This window comes from Coleofasciculus chthonoplastes PCC 7420 (assembly GCF_000155555.1).
GTDB classification, from domain to species: domain Bacteria; phylum Cyanobacteriota; class Cyanobacteriia; order Cyanobacteriales; family Coleofasciculaceae; genus Coleofasciculus; species Coleofasciculus chthonoplastes_A.
The window spans coordinates 1-21,996 of sequence record NZ_DS989876.1 but is presented as its reverse complement, the minus strand read 5'-3'; the positions used below and the strand labels follow the sequence as shown (position 1 = coordinate 21,996).

The following is a 21,996-nucleotide window of genomic DNA, read 5'->3' as shown; positions in this document are numbered from 1 at the left end:
GAAATGTTGTTGATTAAACCCTTAGATTACTCCAAAGTGGAATGGCACTGAAAAGCGTGCATTTCAAGATCGCCTTCACCCTTGATATATCGTAAGGTGGATATTGCCCACCCAGCCTAGGTTAAATGAGTATCATTCCAGCTATAATGATTGAAATTGCCCAGGATTTCGCAATTCTTGATAAATGCTGAACGGCTTACCCAAATCTGGATAGGTAATGCCCAATAGCATAGCGCTAATCAATTTAACTCTTAATGAACCGTTATGTCATCACCTGATCTGGAGGGATTCGTTTTAAGTCAACAATACCAACTTAAAGCGACGTTACAAAGTCTTCAGTTGACCTGTCAAGTGATTCAAGATTATTACCCCGATAGTCAACTGTGGCAACACAACCGATCGCAAGTTCAGCAGATGCTACAGTTTCTGGAAAATGCGATTGAGGTATATATCCAAGACTTTTCACCCGATCCAGAAAAACGCATTCAGTTTTGGGAAGGCTGTTCCTTGGGCAAATCTCATAATCGCATTCTCCACCGTTCCCAACCCCCCAAACCATTAGTAGAAGTACTCAAAGGAAATGGTGATCCGCGAAATCCCTTGCATCAGGGCTTGTTGGTAGGTTATCGCTTTGCTACACTCAAACGTTTCCTCTCTCGTTTTGAACTACCCAAAGATATGGACAGTGATTTAGCGGCGGCTACCTTTGGATAATCACCTGGAATCTTTCAACAATAAATAATACAGGTTTCCATTCCCGCCAATGACGCCAGCGCGATCGCCTGCCAAAACTCCTGTCCCCATAAAGATATCCACTCGTCCGGGTCCTTTGATCGCACTCCCGGTATCTTGATCCAGAACATAGCGACTCACCCAACGAGATTCGAGTTGCCCTTGGGCGTTAGGATAAGGGATGCGAGTTTGAATTAATGCTAATGCGCCTGGAGGCATTAAGGATTTATCTGTGGCAATGGATCGTTCAGCTGTTACAGGTACACTTAGGCTTCCGGTAGCGGGTGCGCCATTGGTTTCCCGGAAGAAGACAAAACTTTGATTCCGAGGTAAATATTGATCCAGTTCACTGGGAAATTGACGGAAATAATCCATTAACACGGGTAAGGTTAACCCTTCCAGAGGCAATTTGCCATCTTTGACTAATTCTCGCCCCACACTGGTATAAGGGTAATCTGTTTTCCCCGCATAGCCAACCGTCATCACACTCCCATCAGGCAATTGCAACCTAGCAGAACCCTGAACATGAATCAAAAATGCCTGGAGGCGATCGCGCAACCAGACGAGTTCTAACCCATTCAGGGGACTATTTTCACCAAACCCATCCACGCCTTCTAAATCAGCACGAGTTGGGTGAGGGGTTTTCCAGTTATTAAAGTTTGTCGGTAAACGGTACAGGGGATAGCGATACTCGGCGCTAGGGGTGCGACTGGCAGCATAAATCGGTTCAAAGTACCCCGTAAACAAAACCGATCCCTGATCATCATGTCCCACCGACTGATAAATCTCAAACTCGCGATTTACCGCCGCTTGCAGTTCCTCTGGGGAACTGGAGGTGAGCAGAAGTTGACGAAATCGCACCAGGGAACGGCGTACTCGTTCCAGAGTGATCCCTGGGATGGGATAGTTTTGGTAAGTCGCCCCTGCAGTCGGCGTCGCTAAATAGCGTAGGCTATGGTCAATAGACTTAAGTAAAGCTTGGCGATCGCCTGGTTGTTCAGGAGTCCCCCAGAGTTGCTCATCGAAGCCGAGGGAGTCCAGTGTCACCTCTTCAGTATCAGGGTTTATTGGCTCTAGAGGTACATCGGGAACAGCCAAACTGCTGCCACCAAACAACAGTATTCCTAAACTTAGAGATAGACTCGTCAGTTGTTTTCTCATGCTGGTCAAAACTGTGACGTCGGATTATCAATCATTAGCCATTGGATTTTGTACCAATGACCAATGACAAAGACTTCATTCTAAAATCGCTCGACGCTACCCCCGAAGATGGGTTCCACCCGAATCGCTAAAACGCTGGAGGGGCGCACCACCATATATTCGCCCTGAATATTTTTAATCGGGACGTTGATAAAGTCCTTAGACTCAGATTTGGGTACGAGTTCACCACTGTACCATTTCTGAAACTCTTGAATCGTGGTAAAACGCACCTCTTCCCGGTGACCGCCAGCCATAAGAATGTGAACGGCAAACTCATCTGGAGTTCTAGGCATAAAATTTTCTCCTCAATCCATCCCAATTATTATCTGTGACCATGAGGGATAAATCACGTCCATAAATTAAACCGTTGCAGTAATGTTTCTAGTACCACAGGTAAGGTCTTTTGTAAATCCTCAGGGCGGCGAAATAAGAGCTGCTGATGCTGGGGAACCTCAAAGGGAAACTGTCCCGGTAAATCGGGGCGTTCCATCTGTACCAGTAAAATTTGTTCTCGGCGCTTGCTGGTGAGGGCGTAACCGATTTCGACACAGACTTGGGGATTGGGGATCATTAGAGGGGTCTGTTCTCGGTCTAATTTCGCGATCGCGGTACCATCGGCGACAAACAGCAAACTCTTACGGATGTGACGCATCTGGGTACTACTGAGGCGCATCGGTTCACCCGCAGGGCGACGAGACTGTTCTAGGGTTAGAGGAATACGCGATCGCTGATTAAAGCTTTCTAGGGTGTCATTGAGGCTATCTCGTAGGGCTTCACTGGCACGAGAGCATTCAGTTTGATGACTCAAAAAGATAATCGGATCGAGTTGCGCCATCACCTCTTGCTTGGTAAAGTAAATCTCGTGAGAGATCAAATCGATATTAGAAATGGCATAGCCACCACTACCTTCGACGTAAAACTCCACCGTTTCCCCATCCAGGTAGCGTCCAAACCATTCCGATTCTTTGACATCCTGACTATCGTCTAAGAAGTCAGCCCTTAACCCTGATTTGAGCAAGCTGTTTTTGCTTAACCGCAAATCGTGAGGGCGTTTCTCCAGTTCTCTAATCGGTTCGTAGTCCTGGAGATACCAGGCTTTCAGAGCAATGATTGCCATGCTGTGTGATCAAGGATTCCGCAGCTAACGTTAAAATTCCCAGTCTTGGAATTTTAGCAGTAAGCGGAAATATCTTCACCACATTCATCTGCCAAATAGCACAACGCCCGGAAGCGTAACCCCACGACTTCCTCATAAAAGGGATTCAGCTTACACAAGGGGGGAATGTGAAACAGGGTATGTCCAAAGAGGTTAATATCGCGCTCGAAGGGACATTGGGCGGGGATCAGATGACAGATCAAGTGTGCCAGTTGGGGATTATGGACTTCAATCCCATCAATCCACCGTTTAATGGGTTTGAGTAAATCGAACCGTTTTTTCGGTTGGGGAGGTTGGGTTGGGGTTGAGGACGGCTGTTTTGGCTCTATCCAAAACCATTTCGTAAGAATTGGGTTCTTCGTTGTAAAATCAGATACACTCATAAATCTGTTCCTGTACTATCAACAAACCAACTAAACCACTTGTTATCCACCTACAACTACTCTGGCATTTACACCGGATGAATGTCCGTAAAGGTTTAGTGAAGTTTCAGCGTGAATTTTGCACGTTCTGTAAACTTCTTCACGAGCAAAAGAAGCGTGGATTCAAGCTGTTTCGGTTCTGTTGGTGATCCCCCAGATATTAAGAAAACTGGGTTATATAGGCTGCTCTAATCAAGGAGCAGCGCATCTTAAAAGTAGGATTTATACAACGTGACTGGATTGTCAGTCAATAGACTAAGACAATTGATAAAAAAGCTGATAATTGTTGCTTGATCCCCATTATTAAAGCTAGAGTGCTGAGTTTCATGTTGCCAGAGGCTGAACTTGGGGGCATCAGTAATCTAACTGAAGTTCAGTTCACTTGCAGTAGCAGTGTCCGTGACAGCACTTATAAGGATAACTCATTAAGGTGATTAAGTTAACTGATATATGAGGAAGCGATCGCAAAATCTTCGGGATGGCTCTGGTTGCGGCGATTCATCGGTAGTCAGTCATCTGCGATCGGCAAAGGAATGCGATCGCCCCAGCGACTTTTTGCATAAATCTGAAATCGAGAGGCAATAAGCACGATGGCTACACAGACTACAATACTTTAGATCGCCGAAATCTTTGATCTTACGTAGGGTGGGCATTGCCCACCAGCCTTAATTCAATTGATCAACCCTGAAATTCACTACAGATATTACCTCTCTGGCGGGACTTACAAATCTGAACTTGCTCATCCAGGTATCTCAATTCCTTCGGATAGCTTTCCTAACGCATAGCCAATTTGTCCCGTCAATCCGTCCGATATCTGCAGATTTTGAGACTATGCCGAAACCGTGGTATTTTGACTATCAATAGCCAGTACGATAAAAATTATGTGAATTAATAAAGTCAACAATCAATAATGTTCTGTAACAGCTTGATCGATGCAAGCTTTTAACTTTTCATGAAGCACATAAATATAAGGTTCTTGGAAAAGAAAATTATGATATCCAGGAACTTCGTAAACATCTAGTCCTCCACCTGCAATTTTTTCTAGTTGTGCCGATTGTCTCAACCATAACTCACTACACAAAAACAAGGTTATTTTACCCGAATAAACTTGAGGAATATAATTCCAATGGGCATTATAAAAAGCATCTATTAGTTTACGGTTTTTTGCCTGATTCTGCAGATCTAAACTCAGGAAATTTGATTGTGATTTAAGTTTTATTTGCCAATATATTTCGATTATTTTTTTTACTTTTAAGTTAACATTTGCTTTGATTTTTTTAAGCAAATAGTCAAACCCAAATTTACGGAAATTATACCAATAGAAATACAATCCTAACTGACGGGGTTGCCAAATCGTGTCAATAAACGCGAGTAATGCGACTTTCTGCCCTTGTGCCGAGAGTTGTTGTGCCATTTCAAAGGCTATAGTGGAATCCGCACAGTAGGCGGCGATTAGATAAGGTCCTTGAGGCTGGATTTGACGCATATCGCGAACAAATTGCTTGGCAATATCTTGAATGCGTAGAGACGATAATTTTTGCTCATCTATATCCTCAAGTCCGAAAATACTCAATCCGTAAATGGGTTGTTCATTCCCAAAATAAGTGCTGAGTTTTCTCGCCGCACTAGGCGAATTTGCAAAAAACAAGGGGGGCTTTAATCCATGGGGTTGAATTGGAACTATAGAGGATTTGGCACTTATATCTTTTTGAGAACGTAAAGAATTTGCAATTTCCTCAATAGTCGCCAGTTGAAACAGAGTAACCAAGGGAATATCTGTGCCAATTATTTTTTTAATTTGATTAACAAGCTGCACCGCCAGTAAGGAATGTCCGCCTAGCTCAAAGAAGTTGTCCCGAATGCTAATTGGCTGAACCCCTAAAACATTTTGCCAAATTTGAGTCAGCTTTATTTCTACGTCGTCTCTGGGAGACACAAACGTTTCCGTTAATTCTAGTCTGGTTTGCTCCGGTTTAGGTAAAGCACGACGGTCAACTTTGCCATTGGGAGTGAGGGGAAAAGCATCCAACTGGACAAAAGCTGATGGCACCATATAATCCGGGAGCTTTGTCTTGAGGAATGAGCGTAATTCAGCGGTAATTGATTGTTCGGAATTAGAGACACAATAGGCAACTAGACGTTTATTCCCCGGTTGGTCTTCTGTGACAATAACTACAGTATCCTTGACTTGCGGATATTGACTTAATACCGCTTCAATTTCCCCCAGTTCAATCCGAAACCCTCGCAGCTTAATTTGATTATCAACCCGACCCACAAATTCGATAGTGCCATCGGCTCGATACCGCGCCAAGTCTCCGGTTTTGTACAAACGAGCATTGGGTTGATTGCTAAAGGGATTGGCAATAAATTTCTCCCCTGTTAATTCGGGGCGATTCAAATAACCTCTAGCTAATCCATCACCACCAATGTAGAGTTCCCCGATAACACCGATGGGAACGGGTTGCCAATAAGCATCGAGAAGATAAACTTGGGTATTACTTATCGGACGACCGATGGAGATTGATAATTCAGTTCCTGGAAGCTGTTTGGGCAAAGAATAGCAACAAGTAAAGGTCGTGTTTTCCGTCGGACCATATCCATTAATAATCTGAGTTGATGGCAAAGCCGCCAGTGCTTTTTTAACCGGGTTAACTGAAAGGGCTTCTCCGCCCGTGAGTAATTGTGGGACTCCCGATAACGCCTCGGCATCTTCAGCCACAATCCCATTAAATAATGCCGATGTTAGCCATAAGGTTGTGATGTTGTGGGTTTGAATGACCTGTTTCAATGTCTGAGCTGTTGGCACAGTTTCGGGAAATAGAACGCACCTGGCACCATGTAACAACGCTCCCCAAATCTCAAAGGTAGCCGCATCAAAAGAAATGGGTGCCATTTGTAACAATCGTTGTTTGCCATCAAGGTGGACATAATCGATGCCAAACAGTAGACGAATCACCCCTCGGTGCAGCACTTCTACGCCTTTGGGTTTACCTGTGGAGCCAGAAGTATAGTTAATGTAGGCTAAGTTATCAGAGGTGACATCAGTTAGTGGATTGTCTGGGCTTTGTTGGGCAATGATTTGCCACTGTGAATCTAAACAAATCAGTTGGGTATGGTTAACTGGAAGTTCTTGAGTTAAACTCTCCTGAGTCAGTAAAACCTGAACCTGAGCATCTTCAAGCATATAGGTGATACGCTCAGTCGGATAAGTTGGGTCAATTGGTACATAAGCTCCTCCCACCTTCAGGATACCCAATAGTCCAACAATCATGTCTAGGGAACGCTCAACACAAATCCCGACTAAGTATTCGGGTTTTACACCTAATTGTTGTAGATAATGTGCCAACTGATTAGCCCGATTATTCAACTCTCGATAGGTAAGATGTTGTTCATTAAATACTACGGCTACAGCCTCTGGCGTTTTCTCGACTTGCTGCTCAAATAACTGATGAATACACTTGTCTTTTGGATAATCGGTTTGAGTATTATTCCATTCCACTAATAACTGATGCCGTTGAGCTTCGGTTAATATCGGTAACTGGGAAACCGACTGTTCAGGATGAGCCACAATCCCTGCTAATAGGGTTTGAAACTGTTCACTCATTCGGGTAATCGTTTCCCCAGCAAATAAATCCTGGTTATATTCCCACACCCCGGTTAATCCTTGCTCAGTTTCCCGCATCGACAGGAGCAAATCAAATTTGGCAGTTTCGGTTTCAATCTCTAAGCGAGTCAAGGTAATTTCCGGTAACTCTAAGTTCCCTAGGGGAGCATTCTGTAAGACAAACACCACCTGAAATATTGGGCTATAACTTAAGGAACGTTCCGGTTGAATGGCTTCTACGAGTTTTTCAAAGGGTAAGTCTTGGTGAGCATAACCTTCTAACGCCACCCGCTTCACTTGAGCGAGTAATTCATTAAAGCTGGGATTCTCGTCTAGGTTTATTCGTAAGGCTAAGGTATTGACAAAAAAGCCAATGAGTGACTCTATTTCCTTCCTATTCCGATTGGCAATGGGAGAGCCAATCACGATATCGGATTGGGAACTGTAGCGATAGAGTAAGGTGGCAAATGCTGCCAATAGGGTCATAAATAATGTGGCTTCTGTTTTTTGGCTCAGGCTTTTTAGCTGCTGGGTTAACTCCGGATTTAGCTGAAACCGTTGGCGATGTCCCCGAAAGGTTTGTTGAGAGGGTCGGGGGTAGTTCGTGGGCAGTTCTAATAAGGCGGGACTTCCCTGTAATTGCTTTTGCCAATAACTCAGTTGATTGTCTAAAACCTCTCCACTTAACCATTGTCGTTGCCAGATGGCAAAGTCAGCATATTGGATGGGAAGTGGGGTTAAGGGGTTGGATTTTCCGGTACAAAAGGCTTGATATAAACTGGATAATTCTCGAATCAATATCCCCATTGACCAGCCATCGGAGATGATGTGGTGTAGGGTTAAGATTAAGATATGAGATTGGGGATTTAAGCACAGGAGTTTGACTCTGAATAAGGGGGCTTTGATTAAGTCAAAGGGGGTTTGCGCTTCTTGTTGAATTAGCTGCTGAACTTGGGTGGATTCTGGGTTTATCTGTTGGTCTTCTACGTCAATAATCGATAAGCTGAAGTGGATATGAGGCTCGATAATTTGCATGGGAGCCTCATTCACCAGTTGGAAACGGGTTCGCAGGGTTTCGTGACGTTGAATTATTTGTTGTACGCTTTGTTCGAGGGCGTTGCGGTTGAGTTGTCCAGTTAGGTGTAAGGCGTAGGGTATATTATAGACGGCACTTTCCTTTTCAAACTGGTCAATAAACCACAATCGCTGTTGGGCAAAGGATAGGGGAATCTCTTTATCTCTGGTTACGGGTTGAATTGGGGTGGGAATGCTGGGATGAACTTGTTCCAGAAATGTGAGAAGTTCTGGTTTGCGCGATCGCATCTGTGCCAATATGTCAGGCGTGATGGTTCCCTGAGGCGCACTGTAGCGTAAACGATCGCCATCAAGCCATAGTTTAATCTGACGATGGCGCAGTTCGGATACAAAGTCTTTAATCGGTTTCATAGTTCTCCTTGTTCGTCATCGCTGATGGCGATGATGTTGAATTATCCTATAAAGTTATCTCCATACCCCTAATTACAAGGCTTGAGCAGCAAGGATTTTAGGCATTTTTATTAATGGGACTTGACGTAACCTGTTCTAAGTATATAACATTGATAATAATAAGACAAATATTTTACCTGTAACTTTAACTTTTACAGTTCAGTCCGAAACCAGTTAGAGAAAGCATGATGGACTTGAAAAATTGTCAAGTCTAGGAGAGAAACTGGAGAACGTGCAGGACGGAAGAGGTTTTCAGCCTCTTTATGGGTGAAAAACTATATAATTAAAACGAGTAAGTGTGATTATTTTAAATGAGATTTAAAAATAAGATAGCGGTGATTACGGGAGCGTCTTCAGGGATTGGCAAAGCGACAGCAACGTTGCTAGCAAAAGAGGGATCAACCGTAGTTTTGAATGCCCGAAAAGAAGAACAGCTAGAAGCCGTTGCAGCGGAAATTGCTCGGAACTATACATCGCCTTTGGTAATTCGGGGAGATATTTGTGAGGCTCTAACCCTGGATCGGTTGGTGCAAAAGCCTCTAGAACAGTTTGGACGCATTGATATTTGGATTAATAATGCAGGAGGGGGGGCACCAGCGAAACCCCTGGAGCAGATTACGATGACAGAATGGAATGAGATATTAAACCGCAATCTAAGTTCAGTGTTCCGTTGCTGTCAGAAAGTAGCTACCGTGTTTAAACAACAGCAATATGGGCGGATTGTAAATGTATCTTCCTTGGCTGGGCGAGATAAATCTCTGTTGGCAGGAGTAGATTATTCAGCAAGTAAAGCCGGTTTGATTGGGATGACTCGGCATTTAGCCGCACTTCTGGCGTCGGATAATATCACGGTAAATACAGTTGCCCCAGGTGCAACATTAACTGAACGCATTGCTCAGAGGTGGTCAACCTTATCCCCTGAAGCGCAACAGAAAATCATCGATACTATTCCTCTCGGGCGACTGGGTAAACCCGAAGACATTGCGCCCGCGATCGCGTTTCTCGCCTCAGACGAAGCCTCTTATATTACGGGTGCCGTGATTGATGTGAATGGAGGATGCTTTATGTCATGATTTATACCAATAGCGACTACCTTGTTGATCAGCTTACTCAAAATCAAACTCAATTCGTTTTTACAATCCCTGGAAAATTGATTGATCCGTTGTTTGAGAGCGTCGTTAATTCATCCCAAATTCAGCCCATTATCGCCAATCATGAATTGGGTGCAGGCTTTATGGCAGATGGCTATGCGCGTGCTGCTCAAAACCGGGGAGTTTGCCTATGTATCGGTGCGCCTGGTGCTAGCAATTTACTCACGGCGGCGATTACGGCTCGTCTTGATCGCAGTTCAGTATTGTTCATTGTTGGTAGTATTTCAGTTGCACAAGAGGGTTTCGGGGCATTTCAAGATGGAGGGATGCAAGGAACCAGAGATTATGAGCTTTTTCAACGCGCCGTGGACTATGCGGCGAAAGTGACTCAACCTGAACGATTCGATGAGTATTTAAAACAAGCCCTAACCGCTACGGCTTTTGAGTTACGTTGCCCAGCTTTTCTTTCTATCCCCCTTGATGTTCAGCAAGCCGTTTATTCCCCAAAAAAACCGATGGCTGAGTCGAATCCGGCGCTCCCGATACTGCCAAAGCCGTCAGACATCAATTGGACTAACCTTTGCCAATTTTTAAATCACAATCAGAACATTCTCTTGCTCGTGGGTCAACTTGCCTCTACTCAAGAAGCGCAATGGCTGCTTGCCTTAGCCGAAAAATTCTGCTTACCCGTAGCAATTGTTGCTTCGGCTAAAGGCATTATGCCAGAACACCACCCGCTTTGCTTAGGAACGTTTGGTTTCAGTGGCAATCAACGGGCAACTCACGCTTTAGCTCGTGATGATATTGATGCTATTGTGCTAATTGGTGTAAATCTGAGCGAGCCAGATTGTCTGGGCTGGACTCCTCAAAACTATTTAGAAGAGCGTTTATTTTTAATTAACCAAAACCCTCTCCAACGATTTACCCTAAGCTGTGAACGCCAATTACTGATTTCCAATTACAGTGCATTCTTACAAAACTTTTTTGAATTAGATCATCAGCAGTTAGCCGGATTGTGGCACTCAAAACCATTACGTCAACAATGGCTTCAGTCATTACAAGCGGTAGCGTGGAACCCGAATCTAGGTAGCGAAGGGTTTGACTTGGCGATTCCCCTTGAGCCGTTGTTAAACACGTTAAATCAGCAACTCCCTGATGATACCCTGCTCTGTGTTGATGCTGGTGTAGCTAGAAGAGTGGCAGGGTATGCGTGGCGATGTAAGATACCCTTTTCCTTTTTTTCAGCCCATAGTACCGCACCAATGGGCTGGGCGATCGCGGCGGGAGTGGGGGTGCAACTTGCCCATCCGGAAAAAACAGTATTAGTTGTCACCGGAGACGGTTCAATGCGAATGCACGGATTTGAAATTGCCACCGCTGCCCGCTATCAATTACCCATTATCTATGTGGTTTGCAATAATCAGGCTTACGGTAGTGTTTATGCCCGTTATGCTCCGCAATCTGCCGCTAGTCAACACACCAAACTTCCTCCAATCAACTGGGTTCAGTTGGCTCAGTCTCTAGGAGTAGCAGGAACAAAAGTTTCTACCTTGCCAGCTTTGAAGTTAGCGATTGAGCAAGCCCTATCCCGTCGTCAGCCCTTTGTCATTGAAGCGATTACCCCGATTATTCAACCCCTCTATCCCTAAACCAGAACCTATCACTAGAAAAGCATTAGCGATGAATGATCAACCGACGACACTTTGGCAAATTCTGAAAGCGCAAGCCGCAATTTACCCCGAACACCTGGCACTGAGTTCTTTAGCATCACCTCCTTTAACCTATCAGCATCTTTGGGAATTAGTTGATCAAACACAACGCCAATTGAGGCAATGGGGGATCTGCCGAGAACAGCGCGTGGTAATGGTTGCACCTGCCAATAGTGCGGTTACTCTCAGCCTGAGTTTCGCCATTGCGTCGAGTGCCATTTGTATCCCCCTCAACCCCAACTTCACCCAATCCGAATTTCTGACCTATCTCCAGCAACTACACCCCCAAGCCCTTGTCATTGTTTCTAACTGTGCTGACGCCGCCGCTAAAGCCGCCGTACAACTCGATCTACCCATTATCCTGGCAACTCCTCTCCCCAACCGCACTGGCTGGTTTCAGCTTCAAGAAACAACAGAAATTAAAACTCAGTCTGTATTGTCTCCTCCCTCTCCAGAGGATATTGCCTTTGTGTTTCAAACCTCTGGCTCAACAGCACAACCAAAGTTCGTGCCAGTGACTCACAAAGGACTCTGCTACTCTAGCTCTAACGTTAAAGATTGTCTTCAATTGGGGACAGATGATATTTGCCTCAACGTTTTGCCGTTGTTCCATGTTCATGGATTAGTCACCAATGGGGTTGTCCCCCTCATCGCAGGTAACCTGATTTGCCTTTATGGAAACTTTGAAGCGAGTGTGTTTTGGCAGTGGCTAAACCAATCACAAGCAACTTGGTTTTCTGTCCCACCCACCATCCATCAAGCCATTTTACAAGCCGCCCCCAAAATTACCCCAAAACTCCCTTTGCAGTTCATTCGCTCCGGTTCCGCCGCCTTATCTCCTCACGTCAAAAAAGAGTTAACAGAACTCTTGAATGTGCCTTTTTTAGAAGCCTATGGCATGAGCGAAGCTTTAACCATTACCAATACACCCCTTCCTCCCTCGGTTGATAAACCTGGCTCTGTGGGAAAAGTGGTGAATGGAAACGTTGCCATTATTAACGAATCGGGTGAACCTTTACCGCCCCAACAAGTCGGTGAAATTGCTGTACGGGGAAACCATGTCACCCCAGGCTATCTTGATAATCTCGAAGCCAATCCAACCGCTTTTATCAACGGTTGGTTTCGTACAGGAGATATCGGATATTTAGACGCGGAAGGGGATCTATTTTTAGTGGGACGCTCAAAGGAAATGATTAACCGAGGTGGAGAGAAGATTTCTCCCCAAGAGGTTGATGCTGTTTTATTGAAACATCCACAAGTGCTTGAAGTGGCAACTTTTGGTATTTCTCACCCCTCCTTGGGAGAAGATATTGCGGCGGCGGTTGTTTTGAAAGAGAATGACGTATCACTTCAGCACCTGCGCGATTATCTTTTTGACCATTTAGCACCTTACAAAATTCCTAGTCAGATCCTCATCGTCGAATCAATCCCCAGAGGAACGACAGGCAAAATTATACGGCAAGAATTAGCTGCTTACTTTTCTGATAAACTGACTCCGATTTATGCGACGCCACGCACTGAGACAGAAGTGAAAATTGCCCAAATTTGCTCAGAAGTCTTGGGGATAGAGACTATCGGATTGGATGATAATTTTTTTGCCTTAGGCGGACATTCACTCTTAGCCACTCAGGTGATTTCACGCCTACGTCAAGCCTTTGGCATAGAACTCTCGTTTCTAAGTTTTTTCGCTACGCCTACGGTAGCCGGATTGAGTCAGGAAATTGAGAAATCCTATGGGGTTAAAGAGGATTACGAGGAGGGAGAGATATGACTGACTCACACAGTTACAGGGATCAGGGATTCAGTTGTGGGGTAATAGCGAACATTAGTACTATGTCATAGTTCTCCTTGTTCGTCATCGCTGATGGCGTTCTGATCCTTAGATGCAAAGGGTTGTATGACCCAACGAATTGTTTCAATGCGTTCGGCTAATTCAGCTACTGTCGGCGCTTCAAACAAAGCACGCAACGGTAACTCTACATTGAAAGCTTGGCGGATACGGGAAATCACCTGAGTGGCTAATAAAGAATGTCCTCCCAACTCAAAAAAGTTGTGATTAATTCCCACGTTATCAATTCCTAGAACCGATGACCAGATAGCCGCTAATTGCGCCTCTGTCGAGTTACGGGGTGGGATAAACTTATTGGATAGTGTATCTTCTATCTCAGATTTAGGTAAAGCGCGACGGTCAACTTTGCCATTGGACGTTAGGGGTAACGCCTCCAATTTAACAAAAGCTGATGGAATCATATAATCCGGTAGCTTAGATTTGAGGAACGAGCGTAATTCATCGGTAATCGATTGTTCTGAGTTAGAGGTGAAATAAGCAACCAAACGTTTATGACCGAGTTGGTCTTTTCTGACAATGACAACGGCGTATTGCACTGAAATGTGTTGGGTTAAAACCGCTTCAATTTCTCCCAGCTCAATCCGGAAACCCCGCAGTTTAATTTGATTATCAATCCGACCCATAAATTCAATATTACCATCCGCTCGATACCGCGCTAAATCTCCGGTTTTGTACAAACGGGCATTAGTTTGATAACTAAAAGGATTAGGAATAAATTTCTCCCCTGTTAATTCGGGGCGATTCAGATAACCCCTAGCTAGTCCATCACCGCCGATATAGAGTTCCCCGGTTACACCAATGGGCACCGGTTGAAAATAAGCATCAAGCAGATAAACTTGGGTATTACTTATCGGACGACCGATGGAGATTGATAATTCAGTTCCTGGAAGCTGTTTGGGCAAAGAATAGCAACAAGTAAATGTCGTGTTTTCCGTCGGACCATATCCATTAATAATCTGAGTTGATGGCAAAGCCGCCAGTGCTTTTTTAACTGGTTTAACTGAAAGGGCTTCTCCGCCCGTGAGTAATTGTGGGACTCCCGATAACGCCTCGGCATCTTCAGCCACAATCCCATTAAATAATGCCGATGTTAGCCATAAGGTGGTGATGTTATGGGTGTGAATGACCTCTTTCAATGTCTGAGCCGTTGGCACAGTTTCGGGAAATAGGATGCACCTGGCACCATGTAACAACGCTCCCCAAATCTCAAAGGTAGCCGCATCAAAAGAAATGGGTGCCATTTGTAACAATCGTTGTTGGGCATCTAGGTGGACATAATCGATGCCAAACAGTAGACGAATCACCCCTCGGTGCAGAACTTTTACGCCTTTGGGTTTGCCTGTTGAGCCGGAGGTATAGTTAATGTAAGCTAAGTTATCAGCAGTGACAACAGTCAGAGGATTTTCTGAGCTTTGTTGAGAGATTATCTGCCACTGTGAATCTAAAGGAATGAGTTGAGGATTACCAACGGGAAGTTCTTTGACTAAACTGTCTTGAGTCAACAGCATTCCTACTTGAGCATCTTCGAGCATATAAGCGATACGTTCAGCCGGATCAGTTGGGTCAAAGGGGACATAAGCACCACCGGATTTGAGAATAGCTAATAGTCCGACAATCAGGTCTAGGGAACGCTCAACACAAATCCCGACTAAGTCTTCGGGTTTTACACCTAATGTTTGCAGATAGTGTGCCAATTGATTAGCCCGATTATTTAATTCTCGGTAAGTCAGTTGTTGTTGATTAAATACTAGGGCTACAGCATCCGGTGTTTTCTCGACTTGCTCTTCAAATAACTGATGAATACATTTATCTTTGGGATAATCGGTTTGAGTGTTATTCCACTCCACTAATAACTGATGCCGTTGGGATTCCTTTAAAATGGGTAATCGACTGATTACCTGTACTGGCTGAGTAATGATTCCCTCTAACAAGACTTGAAAATGATTGGCGATGCGTTGGATCGTTGTTTTATTGAATAAGTTTGTGTTGTATTCAAACTGACAAAACAGTCCCTCAGTTTTATCGATAATGTCTAAGGTCAAATCAAAAGCGGCAATGCCGCGATCAAACTGGCAATCAATAAATCTTAAATCCTGTAGTTTGACAATTTTATTCGGAACATTCCTTAACTGAAACAACACCTGAAACAAAGGAGTATGGCTTAAATCTCGTTCAGGTTGCAGTTCCTCTACTAATTTCTCAAAGGGTACATCTTGATTTTTATAGGCGGCTAAAGCCATCTCACGTACCCGACTCAACAGTTCTCGAAACGTAATAGTTCCCTGTATTTGCGTCCGCAAGACTAAGGTATTGATAAACACACCAATCAGTGGTTCTGTTTCCGTGCGATCGCGTCCAGCAATTGGAGTCCCGACAATAACGTCTTTTTGACCCGTGTAGCGATAGAGTAATGTTTGGAAGGCTGCTAACAAGGTCATAAATAATGTTACCCCTTCCCGTTGACTCAATGCCTTAAGTGCATCACTTAGTTGCTTCGGTAACAGTAGAGAATGCCTCGCCCCCTGAAAGGTTTGAATGGCTCCACGGGGTCGATCCGTGGGTAATTCTAGAACAGGTAATTCACCCCCTAGCTGCTGTTTCCAGTAAGCTAGCTGAGACTGTAACCCTTCTCCCTGCCACCGTTGTCGTTGCCATTGAGCAAAATCAGCATATTGAATGGGCAACTCTGGTAAAGGATTGGATTGACCTGTAGAAAACGCTTCATAAAGTGCGACAAGTTCCTGAATCAAAACCCCCATTGACCAAGCATCAAAAATAATATGATGGAGGGTAATTAGTAAGATATGTTCTTCCTGGCTGAGTCGCAATAAAATGGCGTTGATTAAGGGTAATTGAGATAAATTAAAGTGCTGCTGTGCCTCTTGAATTGCCAGACGTTGAACTTCAGCGTCTCGCTGGTTTTGGGGTAAATTGCTTAAGTCTATAATAGGCAATGTTAAGGTCAATGTAGGCATAATTACCTGAGTCGGTTGCCCATTGACTGCCGGAAACCTAGTCCGTAATATGTCGTGGCGACGTACAATTTCGTTGAGACTTTGTTCCAAATCAGAGACATTCAATTGACCCGTTAGGTGAATATTAGAAGGGCGATTGTAGGCAGCATTTCTCGGTTCCAACTGGTCAAGAAACCACATTCTTGCTTGAGAAAAAGACAGGGGTGCTGAGTCGCGATCGCGGAGTTGGGGGATAGACTGTGCAAAAGCCGCCTGGACTGCTTTTTGTTTCAGCCTCTGCTCTAATAATGCCCGTTTCGCTGATGAGAGTTGAGTAATATAGTTGTTAATACTGTTATTTGTCATTTGTCATTGCTCACCAAATTTTGATTCAACAGCGCCGTACATTCCCCTACCCCTATTTTGTTTTTTAGCAAAAACCCATCTTGTTCTCTCAGCCGTTTCATTGTCTCTTCTAGGGCAGTCTGAGCGGCAAATAAACAAGGGGTACTATAATTAACCAGAGACACCCCCGCTTCCTTAAGTTCAGTCAAGCTACAGATGGGTGATTTACCCCCAGCAATTTGGTTAAATACAATCGGCTTATCCAAATGACATTTAAGGGTTTTAATCACCTCTAAACTGGTAATCCCATCTGCCAATATCGCATCAGCTCCCGCCTCGGCGTAGGCTGTAGTCCTTCTAAGAATGTCATCCATATCTGTAGCATCTGTTCGCGCCACCACCACTAAATCTTTTCGGGTTACCAGAACTCGTTTCAACTTCTGCAAAAAATCCGGCAACTCCATTAACAGTTTCCCCTCAAAGTGACCACACCGTCTCGGTCGTTTTTGGTCTTCAATAATTACACCGGAAGCACCAATCGATTCCAACAGAGACACAACATGACAAGCGACTTCAGTATCCACATAGCCGTCATCAATGTCCACAAGAAGGTAATGCTGTGGTAGCACTGTTTTTACCCGTTGGACAAAGGCAACAATATCCGACCAGGCAATAAACCCTATATCGGGCAAACCGTAATAACTGGCAGCAAAACTAAACCCACTAATAAAAATACTGTCATAATACTTCCCCGCAATTGATGCCGAAAAGACATCATAAACTCCCATAAACGGAATAATGTCTCTGGTTTTCATGTCTTGGCGTAATTGATAGCCTAAATGGTTATTCATATTCTGACTCATTTACTCGTACTGATAATGACTTAGTTGAGGTAAGGGTTTGTATTAGGCGCTCCTAAGATTTTTAGCGCCCAAGCGCAACTCTAAACAGGATTTACTGCATCTGATCCAGCAATCGTTGGGCGTCTTCATCAGAGAGGGCGTCAATATCCGCTAACATCTCCGCTAACTCCTCAGACTTCATGGCTTCTGCTTGACATTGGGCAATTTTCACCGCCATGCGAGCAACCGTAGGTTGTTGAAAAAACACCAAGAACGATAACTCAACCTGAAAAGCTTGTCGTACCCGATTGGTAATTTGAGCAGCGAGAATCGAATCGCCACCCAACTGGAAAAAGTTGTCATGAATTCCCACGGATTCCACTCCCAACACCTGAGACCAAATTTGCACTAACTCCGCTTCAATTCCCGTGCACGGGGGAGTATAGTCGGGGCGGGGTGCAATTGGATCAGAAGCAGTAAGTCCCAGTTTTTCTGCCAAACCAATTCGTTGCCGCTTACCCGTCGGTCCTTTGGGAATTTCATCAACAAATAGCACCACACGGGGAACTTTAAACTCCGCCAATCGCTCGGCAGCAAACTCTTTAATGTCTTGCTCAGTTACCGATGCCTTTTCACGCAAAACGACTGCCGCTGCCACATCTTCACCTAACAAGGTATGGGGAGCGGCAAATGTCACCACCTGATCAATAGCTGGATGATCTAGTAACACTTCATCCACTTCGCGGGGGGAAATTTTTTCGCCGCCTCGATTAATAATTTCCTTAATTCGTCCCTTGAGAAATAAATACTGATCTGCATCTAAATAACCCAAATCCCCGGTGCGAAACCAACCATGGGTAAAGGCTTTTTCATTGGCATCGGGATTATTTTCATAGCCTTGCGTTACATTAGCGCCACGAATCACCACTTCTCCAACGGTTTCTAACGGGAGCAAGTTACCCGTTTCATCCATAATCCCTAATTCTGGACCGGCTGCAATACCAACAGAACCTGGTTTTCGGACGTGGGGGGGTAAGGGATTACTTGCCATTTGATGAGAGGCTTCCGTCATCCCATAAGATTCTATCACCGGAGCCTTGAATGCCTCCTCTAACGCTGCCATAATTTGAGGGGGTAAGGGAGCCGAAGAGGAACGAATCAACCGGATGGGACAACGTGCGATGATTTCACGATTCGCTTCAACCCGTGCCAATATCCCTTGGTGCATGGTGGGAACTGCTGAATACCAGGTGGGTTTAAATTCATCCACCCAGGCAAAAAATTGAGGCGCATAAAACCCAGGGCTACAAACCACACTCGCCCCCGCACTCAGGGATGACAACAAAGCTCCAATTAAGCCATGAATATGAAACAGGGGCATAACATTCAAACAGCGATCGCCGGGTTCGAGATTTAGGGCGACACGAATGTTCTGTGCAGAGGTGCAGAGGTTACGGTGAGTCAATGGCACCATTTTGGGACGGGATGTTGTACCGGAGGTATGGAGGACTAAAGCCACATCATCGGGTTGGGCAAATCCCCCCGGATTCAGATTACCCGGTTGACCCCCTGTTAGGCTAAACAGTCCGGCGGCGGCGTCGAGTTGGGGAGACAGTTCTAGAATGGGAATTCCGCGTGCTTGGGCAACCTCTTTGGCGGGTTCAGCGACTCCTGACTGGGTAATCAGGACTTTGGCATTGAGATCCGACAGATAAAAGTCAAATTCCTGGGCGCGATAGGTTGGATTCAGGGGGGCACACGTTGCACCCGAGGCTACCCCTAAAAACGCCATCGCCATTTCCGGACCATTGGCAAGAGCGATCGCCACTCGGTCATTACGACTTATACCCATGGCGTTTAAGGTGGTGACAACTTGCTGCAGATGATGCCAAACCCCCTGATAGGTAAGGGGGATACGCCCAGGTGCAGTTATCGCGATCGCATCAGGATTTTTCTGGGCTTGATTGTTGAATAAACTGGGAATACACGGATTAGCTGAAAGCTCTGAGATATGTTGGTCAAAAGGACTCATTTTTTTTCAACTTTAATCATTGCAGAAGGCTCCAAGAAAAAAGACCCCAAGCTATAAAGGGAATTCTCAAAGCGAATTTAGGAGTACATCGGTACAAAAAAACACAAAGATAACCATATCTTGAGATGTAGAATTTATCACGTATTGGCAAATCTCTGAATTGACTAAGTTTAGAAAAAGTAATCCATTACTTTTTCTCGTTACTGTTAATCCTGCTTCATCAGACTAGCTCTGAGCCGAGTATAATGAAAAGTAGCTATACCTAATTCTTAATAAATCTTTATACATTGGACTTTGGACAAATATAGCAGTTTGCTCTGCTATGCGGTACATTGTCGATCCCCCTAAATCCCCCTTAAAAAGAGGGACTTTGATCTACTGTACTTTATTACATAGGACTTACGCAGTCACACCAGATATACTGATTAAGGTGCGTTACGCTTCGCTAACACACCCTACATATAGACCCTTTGCGTAAGTCCTATTACAGCGCAAAGCGCTGTATAGACCTATATAGGGCTTGCTGCAAACGTCGGAAACCCTTAGATTTCAATGCTTTGAGGAAGCATCCTATCAACATTGTAGAGACGTACCATGGTACGTCTCTACAGTGATTCGCTCAAACCCTTGATATACCGTAGGGTGGGTTTCGACTTCGCTCAACCCACCAGCATACCAGTCAGTACCATTGATCCTAAGAAGCCGCCTGAGCTGCTGTGCGCTGGCGACGACGCCCTACCCGTTTCACTTGGGGTTCCTCAGGATTTTGTAGTAAGAATACTACTAGAGGACGACTTTGCAGTTCGCGGCGAGTTAACCGTTCTAAATCTCCCTCAATTTTCTGTTGCAATCCTGTCCAGTCAACTTCTGGTTGTTTTTTGCCATCCAATGACTTGGCAAAGTCTGTCCACTGCTCACTCAATGTGCGTTCAATCCGCTTAATCACTAACTGCTGGAGTAGGGATTTCTCCACACTAGCCACGACACCCCGCAGGTGAATTTCGGGTTGGGCGAGGAGTTTACCCTCCCAACTTACGGCGGCGGCGACAGTTACTACACCGTCTCCCGCTAACTGCTGACGTTCTTTGAGGACTTCATGATGGACAATACCAGAGCGATCGACTAACTCAATACCGGAGGGAACTTGACCAACAACACTAATGCTATCTTCAGTTAATTCCACCATATCGCCGTTATTGGTAATCACGATATTTTCCGCCGGGATACCCATCTTTTGCGCCATTTTGCCATGTTGGATCAGCATCCGATGTTCCCCGTGAACAGGCATGAAAAACTTGGGTCGGGTTAAGGCGAGCATTAGTTTATGATCTTCTTGAGCGCCATGACCGGAAACGTGAATCCCTTGATGGCGTCCATAGATCACGTTTGCCCCTTGCATCATTAGGCGATCAATGGTATTGACAACCGCGATCGTATTTCCGGGAATGGGGTTCGCGGAAAAGACTACCGTGTCACCCTCTTGAATTTTCAGTTTCCGGTGTTCCCCTTTGGAAATACGGGTAAGAGCAGCTAAAGGTTCACCTTGAGACCCAGTGGTTAAAATTAATACTTTTTCTGGGGGTAAACTATTCGCGGCGTGGAGTGGCTCAAATAAGCTATCGGGACATTTTATATACCCCAGATTACGAGCTTGGGCAATAACATTGAGCATGGAGCGCCCGACAACAGACACTACACGGTTTTGTTTTTGTGCCAGATCTAAGATGAGTTGCACTCGATGAACTGATGAGGCGAATGTGGTGACCAGTATTCGTCCCGGTGCTTGGGAGAAAATACGATCCAGATTGGGATAAACAGACGCTTCAGATGGGGTGTGTCCGGGTACTTCGGCGTTGGTGGAATCGCTGAGGAGACAAAGGACACCTTTTTCCCCGTGTTCGGCTAATCGTTGAAAATCAAAGTATTCACCATCGACCGGGGTATGATCGACTTTGAAGTCTCCGGTGTGGACAACGACGCCAATGGGTGTGTGAATCGCGACGGTAAAACTATCGGCAATAGAGTGAGTGTTGCGGATATATTCGACCATAAAGGACGAGCCAATCCGCACCATGTCGCGAGGACTCACGGAATTTAACTTGGTGCGATCGCTAACTCCAGCTTCCTCCAGTTTGCCTTTCAGCAGCGCCATCGCCAGTCTAGGTCCGTGAATGACGGGAATATCAAATTGCTTCAAGTGATAGGGAAGTCCACCAATATGATCTTCGTGACCATGGGTGACAATCATACCCTTGATTTTATGGCGATTTTCCCGCAAATAGGTCATATCGGGTAGAACGATATTAACCCCGTGCATTTCATCATTGGGAAATCCTAATCCTGCATCCAAGAGAATAATCTCGTCGTTGAACTCGAAAATGCAGGTATTTTTGCCAATTTCATGCAGCCCACCTAAGGGAATAATTTTTAGAGCGGGTGAAGATTTTTTGCTAGTCAATTTGCCTCCTTTGAGAGTTCTATTACTCATTAATTACAACGTTAAACCTGAATTGAAAATTGCCATTTCTTAGAAATATTTTCTGGGCGATAAACTTGTCTTATTTAATCTAGACTA

14 protein-coding genes are annotated in these 21,996 nt (G+C 44.9%); 5 read left to right on the top strand and 9 right to left on the bottom strand.

What is annotated here, in order from left to right:
• The first annotated feature begins 264 nt into the window (after positions 1–264).
• The gene (locus MC7420_RS32345) at positions 265–714 is read left to right on the top strand and encodes a hypothetical protein (RefSeq protein WP_044210984.1); all 450 of its coding nucleotides are present in this window, start codon (positions 265–267) and stop codon (positions 712–714) included.
• Here the strand turns inward: MC7420_RS32345 and mltA are convergent, their stop codons facing one another.
• The 4 genes from mltA to MC7420_RS32325 all read right to left on the bottom strand — a co-directional run bounded on the left by mltA (position 715) and on the right by MC7420_RS32325 (position 3,471).
• Positions 715–1,893, bottom strand: a complete 1,179-nt coding sequence (mltA, locus tag MC7420_RS32340; protein WP_006106012.1) for a murein transglycosylase A — start codon at positions 1,891–1,893, stop codon at positions 715–717.
• Between the two features lie 80 nt (positions 1,894–1,973).
• Positions 1,974–2,225 carry a hypothetical protein gene (locus MC7420_RS32335; RefSeq protein ID WP_006106003.1) on the bottom strand — a complete coding sequence of 84 codons (252 nt, stop codon included), beginning with the start codon at positions 2,223–2,225 and terminating at the stop codon, positions 1,974–1,976.
• Positions 2,226–2,278: 53 nt separating this feature from the next.
• A complete protein-coding gene (locus MC7420_RS32330; protein WP_006106048.1) occupies positions 2,279–3,049 on the bottom strand; it encodes a hypothetical protein in 771 nt (256 codons plus the stop codon).
• 53 nt (positions 3,050–3,102) lie between these two features.
• Entirely contained in the window at positions 3,103–3,471 is a 369-nt protein-coding gene (locus MC7420_RS32325; RefSeq protein WP_006105992.1) for a Mo-dependent nitrogenase C-terminal domain-containing protein, read from the bottom strand.
• Between the two features lie 489 nt (positions 3,472–3,960).
• On the opposite strand from MC7420_RS32325, the gene MC7420_RS43640 reads away from it, so the two are divergent.
• Complete coding sequence (locus tag MC7420_RS43640; protein WP_006106051.1) at positions 3,961–4,095, top strand: hypothetical protein; 135 nt, start codon at positions 3,961–3,963, stop codon at positions 4,093–4,095.
• Between the two features lie 319 nt (positions 4,096–4,414).
• Here MC7420_RS43640 and MC7420_RS32320 read toward each other — a convergent pair whose 3' ends face one another.
• Entirely contained in the window at positions 4,415–8,560 is a 4,146-nt protein-coding gene (locus MC7420_RS32320; RefSeq protein WP_006106062.1) for a non-ribosomal peptide synthetase, read from the bottom strand.
• Positions 8,561–8,910: 350 nt separating this feature from the next.
• Between MC7420_RS32320 and MC7420_RS32315 the strand changes: the two genes are divergently transcribed.
• The 3 genes from MC7420_RS32315 to MC7420_RS32305 are packed head-to-tail and all read left to right on the top strand — an operon-like array spanning position 8,911 to position 13,170.
• A complete protein-coding gene (locus MC7420_RS32315; protein ID WP_006106050.1) occupies positions 8,911–9,672 on the top strand; it encodes an SDR family NAD(P)-dependent oxidoreductase in 762 nt (253 codons plus the stop codon).
• Positions 9,669–11,339 carry a thiamine pyrophosphate-binding protein gene (locus MC7420_RS32310; RefSeq protein ID WP_006106038.1) on the top strand — a complete coding sequence of 557 codons (1,671 nt, stop codon included), beginning with the start codon at positions 9,669–9,671 and terminating at the stop codon, positions 11,337–11,339. The genes MC7420_RS32315 and MC7420_RS32310 overlap by 4 nt, the downstream gene beginning before the upstream one ends.
• A 31-nt stretch (positions 11,340–11,370) precedes the next feature.
• Positions 11,371–13,170, top strand: a complete 1,800-nt coding sequence (locus tag MC7420_RS32305) for a non-ribosomal peptide synthetase (RefSeq protein ID WP_006105989.1) — start codon at positions 11,371–11,373, stop codon at positions 13,168–13,170.
• Positions 13,171–13,235: 65 nt separating this feature from the next.
• On the opposite strand, the gene MC7420_RS32300 is transcribed toward MC7420_RS32305, so the two are convergent.
• The 4 genes from MC7420_RS32300 to MC7420_RS32285 form a co-directional block, all read right to left on the bottom strand.
• A complete protein-coding gene (locus MC7420_RS32300) occupies positions 13,236–16,568 on the bottom strand; it encodes a non-ribosomal peptide synthetase (RefSeq protein WP_006106018.1) in 3,333 nt (1,110 codons plus the stop codon).
• The gene (locus MC7420_RS32295) at positions 16,565–17,398 is read right to left on the bottom strand and encodes an isocitrate lyase/PEP mutase family protein (RefSeq protein ID WP_044211008.1); all 834 of its coding nucleotides are present in this window, start codon (positions 17,396–17,398) and stop codon (positions 16,565–16,567) included. Before MC7420_RS32295 ends, MC7420_RS32300 begins: the two co-directional genes overlap by 4 nt.
• A gap of 103 nt (positions 17,399–17,501) precedes the next feature.
• Positions 17,502–19,421 carry an AMP-binding protein gene (locus MC7420_RS32290; protein WP_006106040.1) on the bottom strand — a complete coding sequence of 640 codons (1,920 nt, stop codon included), beginning with the start codon at positions 19,419–19,421 and terminating at the stop codon, positions 17,502–17,504.
• Positions 19,422–20,115: 694 nt separating this feature from the next.
• Positions 20,116–21,909, bottom strand: a complete 1,794-nt coding sequence (locus MC7420_RS32285) for a ribonuclease J (RefSeq protein WP_006106001.1) — start codon at positions 21,907–21,909, stop codon at positions 20,116–20,118.
• Between the last annotated feature and the right edge of the window lie 87 nt (positions 21,910–21,996).